The sequence below is a fragment of the Pseudomonas sp. H9 genome, from assembly GCF_004353925.1.
GTDB lineage: Bacteria > Pseudomonadota > Gammaproteobacteria > Pseudomonadales > Pseudomonadaceae > Aquipseudomonas.
In genome coordinates this window covers 43,636-64,624 of record NZ_SMOK01000013.1, presented here as the reverse complement: position 1 = coordinate 64,624, position 20,989 = coordinate 43,636, and the positions used below count along the sequence as shown (strand labels likewise).

Below are 20,989 nucleotides of genomic sequence, written 5' to 3'. Positions count from 1 at the left end.
GGGCCTATAGCTCAGTCGGTTAGAGCAGAGGACTCATAATCCTTTGGTCCACGGTTCGAGTCCGTGTGGGCCCACCATACTCAAAGCCGCGCACTGCGCGGCTTTCGTGTTTTTGGCGGAACCACCTCAGATACAGTCCTATGGTCTAAAGGTACAAATTAGGTACAGTGCGGCTTCGCTTGCACGCCTTTGGAGTCCTTCATATGGCTACAATCGTCAAAACCCCTGCCGGCACCTGGAAGGCCGTTATCCGCAAGACCGGATGGCCGACCAACGCCAAAACCTTCCGCACCAAACGCGACGCTGAGGATTGGTCACGACGCACCGAAGACGAGATGGTGCGCGGTGTGTACATCCAGCGCAGCGGCTACGAGCGCATGACGCTTGAAATAGCGCTCAAGCGCTACCTGACCGACATTACACCTACAAAGAAGCCTACGACTCAACGCGGTGAGATCTCCAAGGCTAAAAAGCTAACGGAGCATCTGGGCAAGTATTCTCTCGCAGCCCTTTCCGCTGAAACCATTGCCAACTATCGCGACAAGCGCCTTAACGAGCCAGGCCGCGCAGGCACGACCAGCAACAACACCGTTCGCCTGGAGCTGGCTCTACTGAGCCACGTTTTCACGGTCGCGATCCAAGAATGGGGGCTGGGCCTGACGTTTAACCCCGTGTTGAATATACGCAAGCCAAGCCCCGGGGAGGGTCGCAATCGTAGACTCTCGCCGGATGAGGAACGGCGGCTGTTCGCAGAGGTGAATCGGCATAGCAATCCAATGCTTGGGTGGATCGTTGGCATCGCTCTGGAAACTGGTATGCGCTCAGGTGAAATCGCGTCGCTACGCAGACCTCAGGTGGATACAGAGCGACGTATCGTAAGACTCGTTGACACGAAAAATGATGGTCAACGAACTGTCCCACTGAGCAAGCGAGCGACTGCGCTTTTCAAAGCCGCGATGATGAACCCCGCTCGCCCTAGCGAATGCGACCTGGTGTTTTTTGGTGAACCTGGGAAGGATGGGAAACGCCGCCCCTACGCGTTCACAAAAATCTGGGGGCTACTGGTCAAGAAGCTACAGCTATCCGACTTCAGATTTCACGATTTGAGACATGAGGCGGTAAGCCGCCTTGTGGAGGGCGGTCTCTCCGACCAAGAGGTATCGAGCATCAGCGGCCACAAATCAATGCAAATGTTGAAGAGATATACGCACTTACGCCCCGAAGATCTAGTTGCCCGACTAGATAGCATATCAAAAAGAAAGAAAAGTCTAGCTAAAACCCAGAAGGTAGTTTAGCTAAAGTCCTTAGCTATTTTTATCGCAATCCGCAAGCTGGAAATAAATTTTAGCCGCTAAAAAACTACAGCTGTGGAAAAGTTTAACTAAACAACCAAGAGGCACTATAGTTAAACTTTTTCACTGTCAAGTGGAGCTTGAAAAAATACTTTTAAAAATTGCGTTAGGTGTCATAGGATATCCGAAATTAAGCGGAGGACACCTAACATGACCACGGAAGAATACATACGCGACTTATTCTCTGGGGCTCCACTTTTGTCCCTTGAGCAGCTTGCAGAGGTATTACATAGAAGCAAGGACGGCCTGAGAATCAGCCTGAGTGGCGACAATGAGGTATCGAGAAAATTTCTTCCTTGCAAGGTCAGAATTGGCAGAAGGATTTACTTTAGAACCGCAGATGTAGCCAAGGTTCTCGAGCAGGGCTGACGAAAATGTCTATATCCCTAATTGTAAAAAGAAAAGTGTCCAGTCATTTCACAATTATCCCTAACGATGTAATAAGTGACCAAAACCTGAGTTGGAAATCGTTAGGACTATTGGTGAAATTGCTGTCCCTACCCCCAGGCTATCCGTATCTAACAATGGAATCGCTCTCCAAGAAAAATGGCACTGGTGCAGCCGCAACCAGGAGCGGACTGCAAGAGCTTGAGACCGCAGGCTATCTGAGCATCGAGCGCACCCACGACTCCCGAGGTCGATTCGCAAAGACGGTGTGGCATATCTCTGACGAACCGTCTGAAAGGGCCGACTCTGCACCATATTGCGAAAACCCAAACGTGGATAAACCGAAGACGGATCAGCCGCACCCGGACAAACAAGCACATATAAATACTAAACAAACAATAAAACCAAAAAATAAAAAAACTACTACGTCGCCCAACCCAGCCCCGGCGGCCGGGGATCCTCCGCTACGGTTGGCGGCATTGGTCTCCGCAGAAACCAGGAGCCAAATTTTCAAGGCGCTGGAGCAGGTTGCGCCCATTGACCAGCAGCGGATGCTGAACGAGCTGTCAGCTGCAATCAAAGCAGGATCGATCAAAACCACAGCGATCAGGTGGTTCCACGGAGTGATCAAGCGCTACCGAGACGGCAGTTATAACTTCAAGGACCAATCATCTTCATGGGAGCCAGCGAGTTCCGATAACGCGCCTCCAAGGACCCCAACAGCAACTCCGAAAGAAAGCCCCTCAACTGTCAAGAACGAGAGTCGGTCTACCGTAGGAAAGGAATATTTAAAGAAGTTAAAGGTAAACAGGTCTAGCTCTGGCTTATCACCAGTTCGGATTTTGACAGTTGAGGGTCCAGAGCCTAACTCTGAGACATAGTCGTCCAAGAGGTCGAAATGAAACCACTTACTGTACGGATCGCGGAACGAGTAGCTGCAACCTATCCGCCCTCAAGCCCTGCTACCAACTTGGCCAAGTTCATCCTGCTACGCGAGGATATTCTGCAAGCGATTGAAGGTGGTTGGTCTTTGTTAGGGATATGGACGACCTTGCATGATGAGGGATCTATCGACTTTGGCTATCAAGCGTTTCGTCGCTACGCCAAGCGATTGCTACCCGTACACTGCGGCGTTCAATAGCTATTGCAAACCGTTGCTGAGCCGAACAATCGTTGCACAAGCGTTCAATATTCGATCAATACCATTGTTTCAGCGATCACCTCATAACTGAACGCTGTAGCAACCCTATTGTTTACCCGAGAGCACTGCTGACACTCATGCCAGCCATACGAATATTCAGGGCAAGACAGGTGAAGTTAGCTAACCGACAAGTCGGCTATCTAATTTCACTCTCGCGTATTCGCGCCTTCGGCGCTCAATGCTGTCTTGCTCTGCGAGGCAGTCGCTGCCGCGACTCTGTGAACCTCAAAGAGAGGTCAGACTGAAGGTGAAGGTGAAGTAGCGTAGGCGGCTAGGATCAGCTAGTTCGCGAAGCTCTGCGAGGCATACGATCGCTGCCGCGACCAGTAAATGATGGAAAGACAGCATGATTCAGGAGAGCCGCTCAAAAAAACAAAGCCCGCGCGGTTAAAAACTCCAGACCCAAAAAGCAGTATCACCTGCCCTTGAATCGCGTCCCTTTTAATACCCATGCCAACCTAAAGCATACCCATCATAACTTACTTTATCTTTATGCCTGCCATACCACCTGGCGGCCAAAACTGGAGCTCACAAGCGTTTAGTGGTATAGTTCGGAAATTATCAACTTCGCTATTGAGCATCACTACAGGCATGAAAACTTCCAGCTTTGACTTGGCGATCGAACACCTGGGACCGCCATCGTATCAAAACGAGGGTGTTGCGATATATAACATGGAGTGCCTTCACGCCATGAAATCGATCCCTTCCGAACTTATAAACCTAACTGTTACATCCCCTCCATATAACATCGGAAAAGAGTACGAGTCCCTAATCGAAACGTCGGAATATATAGAGTGGTGTTCTTCTTGGATGAGTGAAATACATAGAATCACTCGGAGCAATGGAACCTTCTGGTTGAATGTTGGCTATTTCGAGGTAAAAAATCGCGGCCTCGCCGTGCCTATTTCTTACCTACTTTGGGATAAAACCCCCTTCTACTTCCTTCAAGAAGTAGTTTGGAACTATTCTGCTGGTGTAGCTTGTAGAACAAGGTTCTCACCTAGAAACGAAAAGCTTCTTTGGTACGTAAAAAACCCAGCAGAATACACTTTCAACTTAGACGCAGTACGAGACCCCAACGTCAAATACCCTAACCAGAAAAAAAATGGGAAGCTTAAGTGCAATCCATTGGGAAAGAACCCTTCGGATGTATGGCAAATAGCTAAAGTCACCTCAGGAGCCAATCGTTCTTCAAAAGAGAGAACCTCCCACCCCGCTCAATTCCCGACAGAGATGATCGAGCGCATCATCAAGTCTAGCTCTAACGAGTCAGATTTAATTTTAGATCCATTTATGGGCTCAGGAAGCACGGCCATTGCAGCGCTTTCTAATAATAGAAAAGTAATTGGCTTTGAAATAAATCAAGCATATGTAGAGCTAGCTAAAACAAGGATCGAGAGCTATTTTAGTGAAAAAAAAGCTCTCGAAACCCAACCCGAACTAGCGTTTTGAGTATAAGGTTTTTAGCTTATACGCATATGCATCTTTAGAGAGCCGGGCTTGCTGCCCAGTTTCAGCAGCCTGGCCGATCCAATCAGTATGATCAATCCAGCCAAATCTGATTATGGTGATATCGGGCGGCGAGTCTGATCTCTCCTTGATCTGTTCGAAATTTATCGTCAAATAGTATCCATCCTTACTTTTCTTACTCTCCGTAGGAGCCTGTGCGTAGCTTCGGTTCCCGAAGATTTTAGAAGCATTCGAGGACGTCTTCAATTCAATTGAATAATTACTGTTCGGTATGTAAACGATATCTTTATCATCATAACGCTGCTCACGCTGCCACAGCCCTGGGTTACTAGCTACAATTTCCGCAGGAATCAGCTCATGGAGAAGTGCGCCGATAATCTGAGGGCGAACAAATATATCAACTCCAATCCGAAAACCATGCCTCCCAATCTTAGAATAATAGATATCATTCCAGGCTGCCAGGCAACACTCTACTATCTGACTCTCTTCGAGAGGATGATCTTCAATGAGCTTATTAGTTATGCAAGGCCAGTTCTCCACCGGCTGCCCCAGATAAGGCGAACTCATTCTATATCCTTAAAAAGTTCTGATGGGGTCGTAGACAAAGCCCTAGTAATGATCACAATGTTCTTCAGGCTTAGATTGCGCTCACCTCTCTCTATCGAACCAATGTAGGTCCTATGTAAGCCGGTGGCGTCGGCTAATCCTTCTTGTGAAAGTCCCAGCGCTATCCGCATTAAGCGGATCTTGTTCCCCAATAATTTTTGGACGTCGTTCATCTGGGAATGCTGTAACCATGAAGACTATGCGTCTACAGACTATGAGTAGCATTCTGACTAAATGCCGCAGCTGTCAGTCAAAACTCTGCACTGCCGTGGCTCACCGTCCAGCTCATTTACCTTATGGAAGGCGAAGCAAATGGCTGCCGTGGACAACAGGCTCAGCTACTTGCTCCAGCGCGAGTTTCTTCGTACCAGACCGTCACTAGATATACGGGTACACTGGCGGTACAGCACCTAGCTTGGACAAACCTTACTAAACTACTCTCAAACCCTTGTATTACGAGGCTTCCAGCTATGCTAACCTACGCTCAGCTTTGAGAGATTACGCTAGGCATATTGGTTAGCCCAGCAACTCATAATCCTTTGGTCCACGGTTCGAGTCCGTGTGGGCCCACCAAAATAAAAAACCGCGCTTTGCGCGGTTTTTTCATCTCTACGTTCAACGTAACGATCAAAAGTTAAAGCGCAGCACCGTACGCCAAAAGTTCTTGAGCGGCGACTTCCAATGCTTGTCCCAATTGCGCTGCCACCACTCGTCTTCATTCTTCACTACCGCTTCAAGATCACTGCCCGTCACTGAAGCCGCATGCTGACGGAACAGCATCGGAAACACGCAGTGCTGTTTGATCCGCTGCTTGAACACCACATCTACAGGAACGCCGGTATAGGGCGTGTCAGCCAGAATCTGGCAGCCCTCGCGAGACAGAACATAGGCATGCAGCGCGACGACGCGACCGCGTGCAATGAAAGGAAACCACGTGAGCCAGGTTTTCCCCATGCTGTAGCCCAGATGCAGCACTTCAAACCTTCGAGTGCGCATGAAGCGGTTTATCCAGCGAATCGGTGCAGCCTTCAATTCGTAGGCCTTCACGTCATCTTCAAAAATAAGGACGCGCTTCCGGCCTTCAGCCAGGGCCGCTTTCGCAATTGCCTGGTGGGACTCGTAGCAGCCTTTTACCGGGTCTTTGTCTTTCTCGACGATGTGGAAAACCACAGGGTTCTCCAACAAAGCTCCCACCGTGCGCCTGAACAACTCGCGACGATCGTTACGCTCCTTGAGAGAAATGCAGTACACGGCATCAACATCAAATTCAATTTTACTCACTGCCCATTCCTTGCAACACCAACCTCTCCTTAAGCGCACCACCGTGGAAGCGCGCGATTTTAACGAGGGAGGGCGGTGCTGCCCGGTCAACTTTTTCTCAAGATGTTACACACCGCTTGAGCTTGCTACGCGAGATGCAGGTCATGCAGAAATAACAACCCAAGCTGGACGCATTTGATTACAAACACTTACAATTGCTAATACTTTGTGACGTTTTGCGTGTAGACATCGCGGATATTTATCCATTCGCGCATATCGCTTTTCATCGCTGATACAGGTTTAAGGATTTGTAAGATGGACGCTTCCTCAGCACGATTGATGTCCAACGTGCCCATCAGAGCCGGCCATTTTGATGATTGCCGCAATGCAGGATCAGGTGCCGTTTTTGTGATTGCCTCAGGAAGCTCAGCCAAAGGCTTTCCTTTTGAGTCTTTTGCCGACATTCCCATGATCACGATGAACGGTGCGATATCGATGTTCATCGACACGCCTATCAAGCCATTCTTTTACGTCTGCACAGACCGCGACTTCTCCAATCAGCAACCCGAATTGTTCGCTGAAGCCCTGCGTCGAAGTGAGCGAGTGGCGCTGTGGGAGGATCACTACGCGTCTGCACAAGTTGAGGCCAAGGGTGAGTTGTACTTTCTGCGCAAGCCTCCCAAGGCACGCTTCCTGGAAAGGTTGCGCAAAGACCATGAACTGGTGCGCAACCACCCCTTTCCTGGGAGCGGCAGAAAGCCTCTGGGGTTCAGCAAGAACCTGCAGCGGGGCTTTTTCGATGCGCGCACAGTCGCCTATGTAGCCCTGCAGATTGCCTATCATGCAGGCTTCAACCAGGTGTTTCTGGTTGGCGTAGACCTGAACCAGAATGCCGGCAGGTTCTATGAAAACCACCACTCGAAGCTGTCGCCCTGTGGGCTGGATCAGCACTTCGAATCAAGGATCCTGCCGTCTTTCCAGCTTGTGGCCGATTCGGTGGTAGGGGACGAATTCGCCGTCTACAACCTGTCACCAACGTCACGGTTGCCACGCTCGGTCGCCCCCTACAAATCGCTGGAGCAAGTCCAGGCCATGCTCCGCGCCGGTTGATTGGTTGATAGCCCCTTGCTGCCCGGCAAGGGGAGTCGATAGGCTAGCGCGACATTTTCTGCGCCACACCGAGCGGCGCCCGCCAGAGAGCTCTCATGTCCGACAGCCGCCCCGTCGCCCTCGACGATATCGACCGCCAACTGATTTCACTGCTGCAAATCAATGCCCGTGAAAGCGTCGCCACCCTCGCCCGGCAACTGGGCATTGCCCGCACCACCGTGACTTCACGCCTGGCCCGCCTGGAAAAAACCAAGGTCATCAGTGGCTACGGCGTGCGCCTGGGGCAGCGCCTGATCGATGGCGGTTTGCAAGCCTATGTCGGGATCAAGGTACAACCCCGTTCAGGCAAGGAAGTAGTGCGTCGACTAAGCGCGATGGGGCAGGTTCAACAACTCTGCGCGGTCAGTGGTGAGTTCGACTATGTGGCGTGGTTGCGCAGTGATTCGCCCGAACAACTGGATCAGTTGCTCGACCAGATCGGCAGTGTCGATGGAGTGGAAAAAACCACCACCTCAATCATCCTCAGCAGCAAGGTAGATCGGGGCTAACGGTGGGAGCGGATTTTCTGTGGGAGCGGGCTTGCCCCGCGATTGCGGCGTGGTTGATAAAACGCAATCGCGGGGCAAGCCCGCTCCCACCGATGCTGTCGATATGCTCTATCAGTAAGTCATAACGACTTAAAACACCGCATATCGACGACACAATTCATCTTAATTACGTAATCACCACCCACTAAACTGACCTCCAGCACTCTCCTACATTCAAGCTCCGCATCCTGCGCAGCACTGGCAAGGTCATCTATGAACAAGAACAATCGCCACCCCGCCGACGGCAAGAAACCTGTCACCATCTTTGGCCCGGATTTTCCCTTCGCCTTTGACGACTGGATCGAGCATCCCGCAGGCCTGGGCAGTATTCCGGCTGAACGCCACGGCGAAGAGGTCGCGATTGTCGGTGCCGGTATCGCGGGGCTGGTGGCGGCCTACGAGCTGATGAAGCTGGGGCTAAAGCCGGTGGTCTACGAAGCATCGAAAATGGGCGGCCGGCTGCGCTCGCAAGCCTTCGAGGGCACCGACGGCATCATCGCCGAGCTGGGCGGCATGCGCTTTCCGGTATCGTCCACAGCGTTCTACCACTACGTCGATAAACTGGGCCTGCAGACCAAGCCTTTCCCCAACCCGCTGACCCCCGCATCGGGCAGTACGGTGGTTGATCTGGAAGGCCAGACGCATTACGCCGAAAAGCTCTCCGACCTGCCCAAGCTGTTCCAGGAAGTTGCCGATGCCTGGGCCGACGCCCTGGAAGACGGTGCCCGCTTCGGGGATATCCAGCAGGCAATCCGTGATCGCGATGTACCACGCCTCAAAGAGCTATGGAACACCTTGGTTCCACTCTGGGATGACCGCACTTTCTACGATTTTGTCGCCACCTCCAAGGCGTTTGCCAAACTCAGCTTCCTGCATCGGGAAGTCTTCGGCCAGGTCGGCTTCGGCACCGGGGGCTGGGATTCGGACTTCCCCAATTCGATGCTGGAAATCTTCCGCGTGGTCATGACCAACTGCGACGATCACCAGCATCTGGTGGTGGGCGGTGTCGAGCAGGTGCCTCTGGGCATCTGGCGCCATGTCCCCGAGCGTTGTGCGCACTGGCCAGCCGGTACCAGCCTCAGCTCCCTGCACCGTGGTGCACCGCGGCCAGGTGTGAAGAGCATTGCCCGCAACGCCGATGGACGCCTGGCAGTCACCGACAACTGGGGTGACACGCGCCACTACGCCGCCGTGCTCACCACCTGTCAAAGCTGGCTGCTGACCACCCAGATCGAATGCGAAGAATCGCTGTTCTCGCAAAAGATGTGGATGGCCCTGGACCGCACCCGCTACATGCAGTCCTCCAAAACCTTCGTGATGGTTGATCGCCCGTTCTGGAAAGACAAAGACCCGGAAACCGGCCGCGACCTGATGAGCATGACCCTGACCGACCGCCTGACCCGCGGCACCTACCTGTTCGACAACGGTGACGACAAACCAGGGGTTATCTGCCTGTCGTACTCGTGGATGAGCGATGCCCTGAAGATGCTGCCGCACCCGGTGGAAAAGCGCGTGAAGCTGGCGCTCGACGCCTTGAAGAAGATCTACCCGAAAGTGGACATCGCGGGTCACATCATCGGCGATCCGATCACGGTGTCCTGGGAAGCCGACCCGCACTTCCTCGGCGCCTTCAAAGGTGCCCTGCCCGGCCACTACCGCTACAACCAGCGCATGTATGCGCACTTCATGCAGCAGGACATGCCTGCCGAGCAACGCGGGATTTTCATCGCCGGCGACGACGTGTCGTGGACACCGGCCTGGGTCGAAGGCGCGGTACAGACCTCGCTCAATGCGGTGTGGGGTATCATGACTCACTTCGGTGGGCATACCCATCCGGACAACCCAGGCCCAGGCGATGTGTTCAACGAAATCGGACCGATCGCCCTGGCCGACTGACGGGAGAAACGCCATGCGCATCGCGCTGTATCAAGGTGCACCGCAGCCTTTGGATGTACCCGGCAACCTTGAGCGCTTGCATCAGCAGGCGCAGTTGGCCGCAGCGCGTGGCGCTGAGTTGCTGGTGTGCCCGGAGATGTTCCTGACCGGCTACAACATCGGCAGCGAAGCAGTGGCTCGCCTGGCCGAAGCCGAAGACGGGCCTTCGGCCATGGCTGTTGTGGAGATTGCCCAGAGTCACCGTATCGCCATCGCCTACGGCTACCCCGAACTGTCCGACGACGGCCGGATTTACAACGCCGTGCAGTTGATCGACGCCCACGGCAGCAGTCTGTGCAACTACCGCAAGACCCACTTGTTCGGCGGCCTCGACCGGGCGATGTTCAGCCCCGGTCCTGACCACTTTCCGGTGGTGGAGCTCAATGGCTGGCGTCTGGGATTGTTGATCTGCTACGACATCGAGTTCCCGGAAAATGCCCGACGCCTGGCCCTGGCCGGTGCCGAGCTGATTCTGGTGCCAACCGCCAACATGGTGCCCTACGACTTCGTCGCGCAGGTGACCGTGCGTGCCCGCGCCTACGAAAACCAGTGCTACCTGGTGTACGCCAACTACTGCGGCAGCGAGGACGAGATTCACTACTGCGGGCAAAGCAGTGTTGTCGGGCCAGACGGCAGCATCTTGGCCATGGCGGGCCGCGACAGCGCCTTGCTGCAAGCAGATCTGGAATTGCAACGGGTTCACGAAGGCCGCGCCAGCACGCCTTACCTGCACGACCTGCGCCCTGAGCTCTATGGCGATCCGCGCGATCGCGGATAATCCGCTAGCATGACGGTTCGCGCTGCAACGGAACCGTCATGCCCAGCACTGTGCAACACCTCACCCTCGATAACGGCCTGCAGGTCACCTTGCGGCACGCCCCGCAGTTAAAGCGCTGCGCTGCCGCAGTGCGGGTGCTGGCCGGTAGTCATGACGCCCCGAATGCGTATGGCGGGCTCGCACACTTTCTTGAACACCTGCTGTTTCTCGGTACCCAACGCTTCCCCGTCGACGAAGGCCTGATGCGCTATGTGCAACGCCATGGTGGCCAGGTCAATGCCAGCACTCGGGAGCGCACCACCGACTACTTCTTTGAAGTCCCGCAGGCGGCATTTGCCGGTGGCCTTGAGCGCTTGTGCAACATGCTCGCCGAACCCGTTTTCGATCATCAGCAGCAACTGCGCGAGCGCGAGGTGATCCATGCCGAATTCATCGCCTGGTCACGCAATCCACAGGCCCAGGCCCAATTCGCCTTGCTACAAGGGGTTTCCCGGTGGCATCCCCTGCGCGGTTTTCAGGCAGGCAATCGCTACAGCCTGCCGGTGCATAGCCCAGCGTTTCAGGCCGCCTTGCAGGGTTATCACCAACGGTATTACCAGACGGGACAAATGGTCTTGAGCCTATGCGGCCCGCAGAGTTTTGAGCAACTTCAAGCGCTGGCGCACAGCGCTGCAAGCAGCCTCGCGAGGGGCAAGCCGGTCAAACGGCAGCCCCCGGAAACACTGACCGACGCCATACTCACTGCGCACCTGAACGGCCAACAGCTGAACCTGCTGCACGCCATCGAGCAACAACCGCCAGGCCTGGAGCAGGCTATCGACTTCCTCACGACCTGGCTGACCGATGCGCGGCCAGGCGGATTGCTGGCGGCGCTGCGACAACGGCGCGTGGCGCAGTCAATCGAGAGCACGCCTTTGTACAGCTTCGCCGGTCAGGCGCTGCTGCATACCCGCCTGAAACTCACTGATACCGATGCGGCCGCCTCTGCACAAGCGCTGCTGCAAGACTGGCTGAAGTTTTTCCACAGTACCGACCGTAGCCCGCTGTATGAGGAATATGCGCGCCTGCAACAGTGCCGTGCGCAGACCGCCAGCGCCTTGGAACTGGCATGCCGTGACAGTGCCGCCCGGCCGTTTACGCCGATGGACGCGCAAGCCCGGCGGGCGCTCGACAGCCTGCTCAAGGAGTTGCTTAAAGACACCCCAGCATCGAGCACTGAACCTTGGCATCTGCCTGCCCCGGAGCCGCTGCTCGACGTAGTTTTCTCCAACAACAGTGCCATCCAGGCTCCGGCCGGCCTGACCTTTAGCCCGCTGTTACCCCCCGAGCGCCAACATGGTGTCGTTTACCTGCGCTGGCAACTCACAGCAGCTACACGGGATCGGCTCTGGCCGGTCCTTGATCGCGCGCTGCAACCGCTAAAACAGCGTGCGCTGAAAGCTGGTGCCAGCTTGCAATTCGATACCAGCGGCGATGCCTGGCAATTGCGCTGCGCCGGTATACCCGACCGCGTGGTCGCGATAACCCAACACGCCCTGTACACACTGCAACACCCAAGCGCATCCGACTGGGCCACGGTGCCCTCGGATGAACCCGAGAACATGCCGATCAGAGCCTTGCTGCGACTACTGCCTGAACAGCTTTTCAGCCGCCAAGCAGCCAACTCAGTCGTCGGCCCACTGGATCAGAGCGATCTGCAGGCATTGTGGGCACAGGCACAATGGCAAGCGATGGCGAGCGGCTTCGACGTGCGTTTGCAGCACGCGCTCAATGGTGCGCTACAACAGGTTCCGGGGGCCCCAGGCAAGCATCAGCCTCTGGCGCTGAACGCAGTTCGTCGGTGGCAAATGCCGCTGCCCCGGGCCAGTGAGCAGGCACTGCTTCTGTTCTGCCCGGTCGCTGCCGCTGACGAAGCCTGCGCCCGCGTATTGGCGCAGCATATTCAAGGGCCGTGCTACCAGCGTCTGCGGGTTGAGCTGCAGCTGGGCTACGCCGTGTTCAGCGCCTTCCGTCAGCTACAGGGCTGTGGAGGATTGCTGTTCGGCGTACAGTCACCACAGACCAGCCATGAACAAATCCTCGGCCACCTCTATGATTTTTTAGCACCACTGCCGTCTATCCTGAAGTGTGACACCGAGGCCCGTCAGGCCCTCGCCGAGCAGATGGACGAAGCTGTCATGAGCAATGCCGATGTCGCCGAGTGGGCCTGGCAGGCCCAACTGGCAGGCCGAAGCCAGGCACGCCTGACTGAACTGAAGGCCGCAATTCTTGCCGTAGATAATCAGCAGTTACGGCACTGTGCAGACAACCTGTTACACGCCAGGCACGGCTGGCTTTGCCTGGCCAATGGCCCAGCTCCGGAAGCGGGCGGCTGGGTAACCGAGCCACTCTTGTCAAAAATGTAACGACGTTTATCGTAGATTTAACCTTTCAGCACGTCGTTTTTTAGTAAGATAGCGCAATCTCTGCTTTTGGAACCCCTCCCATCGAGGGTGAACTAAATAAGTAGCTGTCCAACCCCAGACCTATCCGGAAGGAGTAATCCCATGTGGACCAAACCTGCTTACACTGACCTGCGTATCGGTTTTGAAGTGACCATGTATTTCGCAAGCCGCTGAGTTTGCTTGCGTACCAACGCCTCGGTCAGCCGGGGCGTTTTTATTTCAAGACGCGGCAGGAGTGGCCATGTACATCCAGATTCTAGGTTCCGCCGCCGGTGGCGGATTCCCGCAGTGGAATTGCAACTGCGTGAACTGCAAAGGCTTGCGTGACGGCACCTTGCGTGCGTCGGCGCGTACCCAGTCGTCGATTGCCCTCTCCGACGACGGTGTCCACTGGGTGCTGTGCAATGCCTCGCCCGATATCCGCGCGCAACTGCAAGCATTCGCCCCCATGCAACCTGCGCGCGCCCTGCGCGACAGCGGTATCGATGCAATCATCCTGCTCGACAGCCAGATCGACCACACCACCGGCTTGCTGAGCTTGCGTGAAGGCTGCCCACACCAAGTCTGGTGTACCGACATGGTCCATCAAGACCTGAGTACCGGTTTCCCGCTGTTCACCATGCTCAGCCACTGGAACGGTGGCTTTGAGTGGAACCGCATTGAGCTGAACGGCAGTTTTGTCATCGAGGCCTGCCCGGATCTGCGATTCACGCCGTTTCCATTGCGCAGTGCAGCGCCGCCCTACTCACCACACCGCTTCGACCCCCACCCTGGCGACAACCTCGGGCTGATGGTCGAAGACCTGCGCACTGGCGGCAAGCTGTTCTATGCCCCAGGCCTGGGCCAGGTCGACGATAAGCTGCTACAGATGATGAGCGAGGCCGACTGCCTGCTGGTCGACGGCACGCTCTGGGACGATGATGAAATGCAGCGCCGTGGCGTAGGTACGCGCACCGGGCGGGAGATGGGCCACCTGGCACAGAGCGGCCCCGGCGGCATGTTGGAAGTACTGGAACAGTTCCCGACGCAGCGCAAGGTACTTATCCACATCAACAACACCAACCCGATCCTCGATGAAGCTTCAGCCGAACGCGCTGAGCTGGATCGCCGCGGCGTCGAAGTGGCTTTCGACGGCATGAGCATCACTCTCTAGGAGCCGACATGAGCGACGCCAAAGCACTGTCCCCCACCGAGTTCGAACAGGCCCTGCGCGCCAAGGGTGCCTACTACCACATCCATCATCCCTACCATGTGGCGATGTATGAAGGCCGCGCCAGCCGCGAGCAGATCCAGGGCTGGGTAGCCAACCGGTTTTACTATCAGGTCAACATTCCGCTCAAGGATGCTGCGATTCTGGCCAATTGCCCGGACCGCGAAGTGCGTCGCGAGTGGATACAGCGCCTACTCGACCATGATGGTGCCCCCGGAGAAGACGGCGGTATCGAAGCATGGCTGCGCCTGGGCCAAGCTGTCGGTCTTGACCCTGAGCAACTGCGCTCTCAGGAACTGGTACTACCCGGCGTACGCTTTGCCGTCGATGCCTACGTCAACTTCGCTCGTCGCGCCAGCTGGCAAGAAGCGGCCAGCAGTTCGCTCACCGAACTGTTCGCCCCGCAGATTCACCAGTCGCGCCTCGACAGCTGGCCGCAGCACTACCCCTGGATCGACCCGGCGGGCTACGAGTACTTCCGCACGCGCCTGGGCCAGGCGCGTCGTGATGTTGAACACGGGCTGGCGATCACCCTGCAGCACTACACTACAGTAGAGGCCCAGCAACGCATGCTGGAGATTCTGCAGTTCAAACTGGACATTCTCTGGAGCATGCTCGATGCCATGAGCATGGCCTATGAACTGAACCGTCCGCCCTATCACAGTGTCACCAACGAACGGGTCTGGCACAAAGGTATCGCCTTATGAGTTTCGACCGCGCGCAAATCCCGAAATGGCGACCGGGTTATCGCTTTCAGTACGAACCGGCGCAAAAGGCGCATGCGCTGCTGTACCCCGAGGGCATGATCAAGCTCAACGAGAGCGCGGCGCTGATCGGCGGGCTGATCGATGGCCAACGAGATGTCGCGGCAATCATCGCCGAGCTGGACAAGCAGTTCCCCGGTGTGGCCGAGCTGGCTGACGACATTGAGCAATTCATGGAGGTCGCCCGTGCCGAACACTGGATCGTCCTTGAGTGAGGTACCAGCAAAACCCGAGGTCGGCTTGCCGCTGTGGTTGCTCGCCGAGCTGACCTACCGCTGCCCGCTGCAATGCCCCTACTGCTCCAATCCGCTGGACTTTGCCGCCCAAGGCCAGGAGCTAAGCACCGAGCAGTGGTTCAAAGTCATGGCCGAAGCCCGCGAGATGGGTGCGGCGCAATTGGGCTTTTCCGGTGGTGAGCCGCTGGTGCGCCAGGACCTCGCCGAGCTGATTGGTGAAGGCCGGCGCCTGGGCTACTACACCAACCTGATCACCTCCGGGATTGGCCTGACCGAAGAAAAGATTGCCGCGTTCAAAGCGGCCGGTCTGGACCACATCCAGATCAGCTTTCAAGCCAGCGATGAACAGGTCAACAACCTGCTGGCGGGCTCGAAAAAAGCCTTCGCACAAAAGCTCGAAATGGCCCGTGCGGTAAAAGCCCACGGTTACCCAATGGTGCTGAACTTCGTCACACACCGGCACAACATCGACAAGATCGACCGCATCATCGAGCTGTGCATCGCCCTGGATGCCGACTTCGTAGAGTTGGCCACCTGTCAGTTCTACGGTTGGGCCCACCTCAACCGCGTTGGCTTGCTGCCAACCCGCGCGCAGTTGGAGCGCGCCGAGCGCATCACCAACGAGTACCGCGAACGGCTCAAGGCTGCCGGCAACCCCTGCAAGCTGATTTTCGTCACTCCGGACTATTACGAAGAACGCCCCAAGGGCTGCATGAACGGTTGGGGCAGCGTGTTCCTCACCGTCACCCCAGACGGCACCGCCTTGCCTTGCCACGGCGCACGCCAGTTACCGGTGCAGTTTCCCAATGTGCGCGAACACAGCATGCAGCACATTTGGTACGACTCGTTCGGCTTCAACCGTTTTCGCGGCTATGACTGGATGCCCGAGCCCTGCCGCTCGTGCGACGAGAAAGAAAAAGACTTCGGTGGCTGTCGCTGTCAGGCATTCATGCTCACCGGTGACGCCAGCAATGCCGACCCGGTGTGCGCCAAATCAGCCGACCACGGCATCATCCTCAAGGCCCGTGAAGAAGCCGAGCACGCCCGGTTGAATATTGATGAGTTAACCTTCCGTAATGAGCGAAATTCCCGTGTCATCGCCCGTGGCTGAGCGCTTCAGTGCCGAACAGGCCGTTGCCGCCGGCACCGACTTCGCCGAGCTTCGGGTTGGTCCACAGGGCCTGTTCTGGAACGAGTTTCGCCCGCGCGATGGTGCCTGCCGTATCTGGCACTGGCGTGATGGCCAGGCGCATTGCCTGACACCAGATGGCTTCAGCGTACGCAGCCGGGTTTATGAATATGGCGGCGGTAGCTTCTGCCTGAGCGATGAAGGTCTGGTGTTCGTCAATGAAGCCGACCAGCAGCTCTACAGTCAGGGCCTGCAAGGTGACGCTCCCCAGCCGATCACACTGGGCGAGCGCCGTTACGGCGACCTGCGCTGGGCCGAGGGCCAAGTATTAGCAGTTGAGGAAACTCATACAGCCAAGGGCGTTGAACACCGTTTGGTTGCAGTTAGCCAGCAGCAGCGCGAAGTGCTGGCCGAAGGTGCTGACTTCTATGCTGCGCCCACCCTGAGTGCCGATGGCGCACGCTTGGCATGGATTGAATGGAGCCGCCCCGAACAACCCTGGACTGCAACCCGGTTGCTCTGCCGTGAACGTAGAGGCGACGGCCAATGGGGCGCAGCGCTGTGCATCGCGGGTCAGCAAGGCCCTGCGCAATCCCTGCAACAGCCGCGCTTCGATGAGCAGGGCCGCTTGTATTGCCTGTCTGACCGCAATGGCTTCTGGCAGCCCTGGGGGGAAACAGCTCAAGGCTGGTGTGCGCTAGCGGCGACAAACGCTGACCATGCAGCTGCACCCTGGCAACTGGGGGCCTGCACCTGGCTGCCACTTGAGCAACAGCTGTATCTGGCGACCTGGTTCGAAGGCGGCTTCAACCGCCTTGGCCTGTGCCAGGCGGACGGCTCACAGCAGTCGGTGGAAACCGACTACAGCCGCTTACGCTGCCTGGATCTGGATCAGCATTTTTTCTACGCCATCGCTGCATCGCCAACTCGTCCGCCTGCTGTCATTGCCATCAATCGAATTGACCATCGCGTGCAGATCCTCGCTGGCGGCACCTCTCCATTACCGGCTGAATGCATCAGCCGCCCCCAGCCCCTGAGTTACCCCAGTGGCGATGGCACCGCTCACGGCTTCTTCTACCCGGCCATGAACGGCAGCAAGCGCCCACCGTTGATCGTGTTCGTACACGGCGGTCCTACTTCGGCCTGCTATCCGGCACTCGACCTGCGCATACAGTACTGGACCCAACGTGGCTTCGCGGTCGCCGACCTCAATTACCGCGGCAGCACCGGTTATGGCCGGGCGTATCGTCAGGCCCTGCATCTGCGCTGGGGGGAGATCGACGTCGAAGATGCCTGCGCGGTCGTAGGCCACCTGGCCAAACGCGGGCTGATTGACCCGAGCCTGGCGTTTATCCGCGGTGGCAGCGCCGGTGGCTACACCACCCTGTGCGCGCTGGCTTTTCATGATGTGTTCCGTGCGGGTGCCAGCCTTTACGGCGTCAGTGATCCTCAGGCGTTGGCCCGGGCCACGCATAAGTTCGAAGGCGATTACCTGGACTGGCTGATCGGCGACCCACTCACCGATAGTGAACGTTACCAACAGCGCACACCGTTGCTGCATGCCTCACGCATCAAGGTACCGGTGATCTTCTTTCAGGGAGAGCTGGATGCTGTGGTGGTGCCCGAACAGACCCGCTCGATGATGGCGGCGCTCAAAGCCAATGGCATCCACGTTGAAGGCCACTTCTACCCCTCGGAACGTCATGGGTTTCGCACTGCGGCCAGCCTGGCCCATGCGCTGGAAGAGGAGTGGAAGTTTTATCGCCAGGTACTGCAGCAATCGCGGGGCAAGCCCGCTCCCACAGGGTAGGAGCGGGCTTGCCCCGCGAAAAGCACTTAACGCTTGGCGATGATATACACCGCATGCACGATGCCCGGAATATACCCCAGCAACGTCAGCAAAATGTTCAGCCAGAAGGCGCCGCCGAAGCCAACCTGCAGGAACACGCCAAGCGGTGGCAGGAGAATGGCAATGATGATGCGGATGAAGTCCATGGGGCAGCTCCCTTCGGTAATGTAATAGAACTGACTGTAGCGCCGCCTCAGGGTTCAACCCATAAAAAAACGCCCCAGGCCAAATACTTCAGGCCCGGGGCGATGCGCAGGAACGCTAGACGGTTCAGAAAATTCGTTAATTCGAGGGGCTCAGGCCGTGGCTTCACGCCGCTGGTGCTGCTGTGCCGAATGCACTCGGGCAAAAGCGCGCGCCAGGCGCAGGAGCATTTCATCGATGTTGCCCTTGCTCACCGTCAACGCGGGTGACAAACGCAGTACATCGGGTTGCGGGGCGTTGAGCAGCAAGCCTTCCTGCAGCGCTGCCTTGACCAGCTCGGCGGCGTTGTCTTCGCTCAATTGCAGCGCCCAAAGCAGGCCTTGGCCGCGCACCTCGCTCTGGCCATAACGACCCGCCAGGCGACTCAGGCCATCACGCAAGTGGCGCCCGGCATCCTGGACGTGTTCAAAGAAGCCCGGTTCCAGCACGGTCTCCAGCACAGCCAGGCCCGCTGCGCTCATCAACGCATTGCCATGATGGCTGCCTTCAAGCTCGCCGGCCTCGGCGCAGCAGGCGCTGCCGCGGGCCAACAAGGCCGCCAGCGGTACACCGCCGCCCAAGCCCTTGCCCAAGGTGATGATGTCGGCACGCACGTCGTAGGTTTGCTCGGCAAGCAGAGCACCACATCGGCCAACACCGGTCTGCACTTCATCCAGGATCAACAAAATACCCAGCTCACGGCACAGCCGCTCGACGCCCTTGAGGTAGGCGGCCGTGGCCGGAATCACCCCGGCTTCGCCCTGGATAGGCTCAAGCATGATCGCCACTGTGCGCGAGTCGACAGCCGCGTGCAGTGCTTCCAGATCGTTGAACGGCACCTTGCTGAAACCTGGCAGACCCGGCTCGCAGCGATTGCACGGCGATGGGTCTGACGCCGACAACGCGCCCAGGCTGCGCCCATGGCAACTCTGGCTGGCGGTGATGATGTGATAGGCGCCATTACGATGCAGCTGCCCCCACTTGCGTGCCAGCTTAATCGCCCCTTCACAGGCTTCGGCACCGCTGTTGAGCAGGTAAGCCTGATCACTGTCAGTGCTCTGGCACAGCAAGTTGACCAACTTCAACAAGCCACGGCTATGAAATCCGGCTCCCGGGTTAATCAGCGCCTGAGCCTGACTGCCCAGGGCTTTGACCAACACGTTCGGGCTGTGGCCAAGGCTGTTGACGGCACACCCCTGGGTGAAATCGAGATAGGCATGGCCTTCTTTGTCCCAAAGCCAGGAGCCCTGACCGCGCACGAACACTTGGGGCGCACGCTCAGTGGCAGGCATCAGATACTCACGGGACAGTGCTTCGCGGGGTGCTTCGGCAACCGCCACGGGCTTACGTTCAGCCACTACGGGCGTCGGGCGGCGAAAACTGAATAAATTCATGCTTTCAACCCTTTTGCCAATCCTATGTAAACAACATCGAGATACACAGTTTTCATCCCGCCTTGTGGCCCTGCAAGCCTTATGAATACGGGATAGACTAGGCGCATTGGCTGCCAACAGCCATTTGGTTTTTCGAGCATTTTTGATAAGTAATACTTATGGATTTTCGCCAACTGCGTTATTTCGTCGCGGTCTACGAAGAAGGCCATGTCGGCCGGGCCGCTGAGCGCCTGTCGTTGTCGCAACCAGCGCTCTCACAACAGATTCGTCAGCTTGAACACAGCCTGGATGTCAGCTTGTTCGAACGCGGCAACAAGCGCCTGTTGCCGACCTTGGCTGCGCACACGCTGTACAACCATGCCCTGCCCTTGCTCGACGGCATGCAGCGCGCACGCGAGGCGTTGCGCAACTTCAAGGGGCAGTCGCTGCGCACGCTGGCCATTGGTGTGCTGCAAACCGTGCGCCCGAGCCTGGTACCTCAATTGCTCGATCGGGTACGCAAGGCGCAGCCGCACCTGGTGGTGCAGATTTACGAATTGTCGGGCCTGGAAATCGAGCGGCGCCTGCTCAACGGCAGCCTGGACATCGGCATCAGCTACCTGCCCCCACGCCAACCCGGCTTGCACGGTTTGCTGCTGTACGAAGATGAGCTACAGCTTGTAATCCCTAACACGCACCCACTGCGGGAGTTCAAGAAAGTCTCGCTCAAACAAGCTGCCGAACTCCCCATGCTGCTGCTCGGCGAAGAATTTCAGGTGCGACAGATCTGGCAAACGCAATTGGCCAACCTCGGCCGACGGCCACAGGTACAAGCCGAAATGAACAACATGGGCGGGATTCTCGACAGCCTGGGCCATACCTCGCTGGCAACCGTGTTGCCGGGGCGGGCCAAGGAAGTGGTCGAGGACGATCAGGAACTGCTGTGGAAGCCGCTGAGCGAGCCACGGGTGCCACTCAAGATTGGCCTGGTATTTCGTGATGCACAGCGCCAGCAAGCATCGGTTGAATTGCTGCGCACACTGCTGGAAGAGGAAGCCGACCCAAGGCACATGGGTGTTTCACCGCTGGATGTGCTGGGCTGAAGCGCGTCGCAA

The 20,989-nt window shown here is 57.0% G+C and carries 21 protein-coding genes and 1 tRNA gene; 17 read left to right on the top strand and 5 right to left on the bottom strand.

Going from position 1 to position 20,989, the window contains the following annotated elements; all coding sequences use genetic code 11:
* From E1573_RS12880 to E1573_RS12855, 5 genes are all read left to right on the top strand, one after another.
* Positions 1 to 77 (top strand) — tRNA-Ile (locus tag E1573_RS12880).
* A 126-nt stretch (positions 78 to 203) separates the two neighbouring features.
* Positions 204 to 1,295 (top strand): site-specific integrase, encoded by a 1,092-nt coding sequence (locus tag E1573_RS12875; protein ID WP_133214208.1) that lies wholly within the window; start codon positions 204 to 206, stop codon positions 1,293 to 1,295.
* A gap of 207 nt (positions 1,296 to 1,502) precedes the next feature.
* Positions 1,503 to 1,721, top strand: coding sequence for a hypothetical protein (locus tag E1573_RS27000; RefSeq protein WP_028633554.1), 219 nt, complete (start codon positions 1,503 to 1,505; stop codon positions 1,719 to 1,721).
* A 916-nt stretch (positions 1,722 to 2,637) separates the two neighbouring features.
* A complete protein-coding gene (locus E1573_RS12860) occupies positions 2,638 to 2,880 on the top strand; it encodes a TraK family protein (RefSeq protein ID WP_133214206.1) in 243 nt (80 codons plus the stop codon).
* A 651-nt stretch (positions 2,881 to 3,531) separates the two neighbouring features.
* Positions 3,532 to 4,392 carry a site-specific DNA-methyltransferase gene (locus E1573_RS12855; RefSeq protein WP_133214204.1) on the top strand — a complete coding sequence of 287 codons (861 nt, stop codon included), beginning with the start codon at positions 3,532 to 3,534 and terminating at the stop codon, positions 4,390 to 4,392.
* Here E1573_RS12855 and E1573_RS12850 read toward each other — a convergent pair.
* The 3 genes from E1573_RS12850 to E1573_RS12840 all read right to left on the bottom strand — a co-directional run bounded on the left by E1573_RS12850 (position 4,381) and on the right by E1573_RS12840 (position 6,297).
* The gene (locus E1573_RS12850; RefSeq protein WP_133214202.1) at positions 4,381 to 4,977 is read right to left on the bottom strand and encodes a ScaI family restriction endonuclease; all 597 of its coding nucleotides are present in this window, start codon (positions 4,975 to 4,977) and stop codon (positions 4,381 to 4,383) included. The genes E1573_RS12855 and E1573_RS12850 overlap by 12 nt on opposite strands.
* Positions 4,974 to 5,189, bottom strand: a complete 216-nt coding sequence (locus tag E1573_RS12845; RefSeq protein ID WP_133214200.1) for a helix-turn-helix domain-containing protein — start codon at positions 5,187 to 5,189, stop codon at positions 4,974 to 4,976. The genes E1573_RS12850 and E1573_RS12845 overlap by 4 nt, the downstream gene beginning before the upstream one ends.
* A gap of 454 nt (positions 5,190 to 5,643) precedes the next feature.
* Complete coding sequence (locus E1573_RS12840) at positions 5,644 to 6,297, bottom strand: hypothetical protein (protein ID WP_133214198.1); 654 nt, start codon at positions 6,295 to 6,297, stop codon at positions 5,644 to 5,646.
* A gap of 294 nt (positions 6,298 to 6,591) precedes the next feature.
* Here E1573_RS12840 and E1573_RS12835 point away from each other — a divergent pair, with 294 nt between their 5' ends.
* The 11 genes from E1573_RS12835 to E1573_RS12785 all read left to right on the top strand — a co-directional run bounded on the left by E1573_RS12835 (position 6,592) and on the right by E1573_RS12785 (position 18,279).
* Positions 6,592 to 7,386 carry a lipopolysaccharide biosynthesis protein gene (locus tag E1573_RS12835; protein ID WP_133214196.1) on the top strand — a complete coding sequence of 265 codons (795 nt, stop codon included), beginning with the start codon at positions 6,592 to 6,594 and terminating at the stop codon, positions 7,384 to 7,386.
* Between the two features lie 95 nt (positions 7,387 to 7,481).
* Positions 7,482 to 7,934, top strand: coding sequence for an Lrp/AsnC family transcriptional regulator (locus E1573_RS12830; protein ID WP_133214194.1), 453 nt, complete (start codon positions 7,482 to 7,484; stop codon positions 7,932 to 7,934).
* A gap of 252 nt (positions 7,935 to 8,186) precedes the next feature.
* The gene (locus E1573_RS12825; RefSeq protein ID WP_133214192.1) at positions 8,187 to 9,869 is read left to right on the top strand and encodes an NAD(P)/FAD-dependent oxidoreductase; all 1,683 of its coding nucleotides are present in this window, start codon (positions 8,187 to 8,189) and stop codon (positions 9,867 to 9,869) included.
* 13 nt (positions 9,870 to 9,882) lie between these two features.
* On the top strand, positions 9,883 to 10,686 hold the full coding sequence (locus E1573_RS12820) for a carbon-nitrogen hydrolase family protein (RefSeq protein WP_133214190.1): 804 nt from the start codon (positions 9,883 to 9,885) through the stop codon (positions 10,684 to 10,686).
* A gap of 38 nt (positions 10,687 to 10,724) precedes the next feature.
* On the top strand, positions 10,725 to 13,091 hold the full coding sequence (gene pqqF, locus E1573_RS12815; protein ID WP_133214188.1) for a pyrroloquinoline quinone biosynthesis protein PqqF: 2,367 nt from the start codon (positions 10,725 to 10,727) through the stop codon (positions 13,089 to 13,091).
* Positions 13,092 to 13,232: 141 nt separating this feature from the next.
* Positions 13,233 to 13,304, top strand: coding sequence for a pyrroloquinoline quinone precursor peptide PqqA (pqqA, locus tag E1573_RS12810; protein ID WP_008365141.1), 72 nt, complete (start codon positions 13,233 to 13,235; stop codon positions 13,302 to 13,304).
* A 67-nt stretch (positions 13,305 to 13,371) separates the two neighbouring features.
* Positions 13,372 to 14,283, top strand: coding sequence for a pyrroloquinoline quinone biosynthesis protein PqqB (pqqB, locus tag E1573_RS12805; RefSeq protein ID WP_133214186.1), 912 nt, complete (start codon positions 13,372 to 13,374; stop codon positions 14,281 to 14,283).
* 8 nt (positions 14,284 to 14,291) lie between these two features.
* Positions 14,292 to 15,047 carry a pyrroloquinoline-quinone synthase PqqC gene (pqqC, locus tag E1573_RS12800; RefSeq protein WP_133214184.1) on the top strand — a complete coding sequence of 252 codons (756 nt, stop codon included), beginning with the start codon at positions 14,292 to 14,294 and terminating at the stop codon, positions 15,045 to 15,047.
* Positions 15,044 to 15,319 (top strand): pyrroloquinoline quinone biosynthesis peptide chaperone PqqD, encoded by a 276-nt coding sequence (gene pqqD / locus E1573_RS12795; protein ID WP_133214182.1) that lies wholly within the window; start codon positions 15,044 to 15,046, stop codon positions 15,317 to 15,319. Before pqqC ends, pqqD begins: the two co-directional genes overlap by 4 nt.
* Positions 15,291 to 16,451, top strand: a complete 1,161-nt coding sequence (pqqE, locus tag E1573_RS12790) for a pyrroloquinoline quinone biosynthesis protein PqqE (RefSeq protein WP_133214180.1) — start codon at positions 15,291 to 15,293, stop codon at positions 16,449 to 16,451. Before pqqD ends, pqqE begins: the two co-directional genes overlap by 29 nt.
* Positions 16,417 to 18,279: a S9 family peptidase gene (locus tag E1573_RS12785; protein WP_133214178.1), complete on the top strand. Its 1,863-nt coding sequence runs from the start codon at positions 16,417 to 16,419 to the stop codon at positions 18,277 to 18,279. The genes pqqE and E1573_RS12785 overlap by 35 nt, the downstream gene beginning before the upstream one ends.
* Before the next feature lie 26 nt (positions 18,280 to 18,305).
* Here E1573_RS12785 and E1573_RS12780 read toward each other — a convergent pair whose 3' ends face one another.
* Positions 18,306 to 18,464: a YqaE/Pmp3 family membrane protein gene (locus E1573_RS12780; RefSeq protein ID WP_003177654.1), complete on the bottom strand. Its 159-nt coding sequence runs from the start codon at positions 18,462 to 18,464 to the stop codon at positions 18,306 to 18,308.
* 150 nt (positions 18,465 to 18,614) lie between these two features.
* Positions 18,615 to 19,895 (bottom strand): aspartate aminotransferase family protein, encoded by a 1,281-nt coding sequence (locus E1573_RS12775; protein ID WP_133214176.1) that lies wholly within the window; start codon positions 19,893 to 19,895, stop codon positions 18,615 to 18,617.
* A 158-nt stretch (positions 19,896 to 20,053) separates the two neighbouring features.
* Between E1573_RS12775 and E1573_RS12770 the strand changes: the two genes are divergently transcribed.
* A complete protein-coding gene (locus E1573_RS12770; protein ID WP_133214174.1) occupies positions 20,054 to 20,977 on the top strand; it encodes a LysR family transcriptional regulator in 924 nt (307 codons plus the stop codon).
* Positions 20,978 to 20,989: the final 12 nt, after the last annotated feature.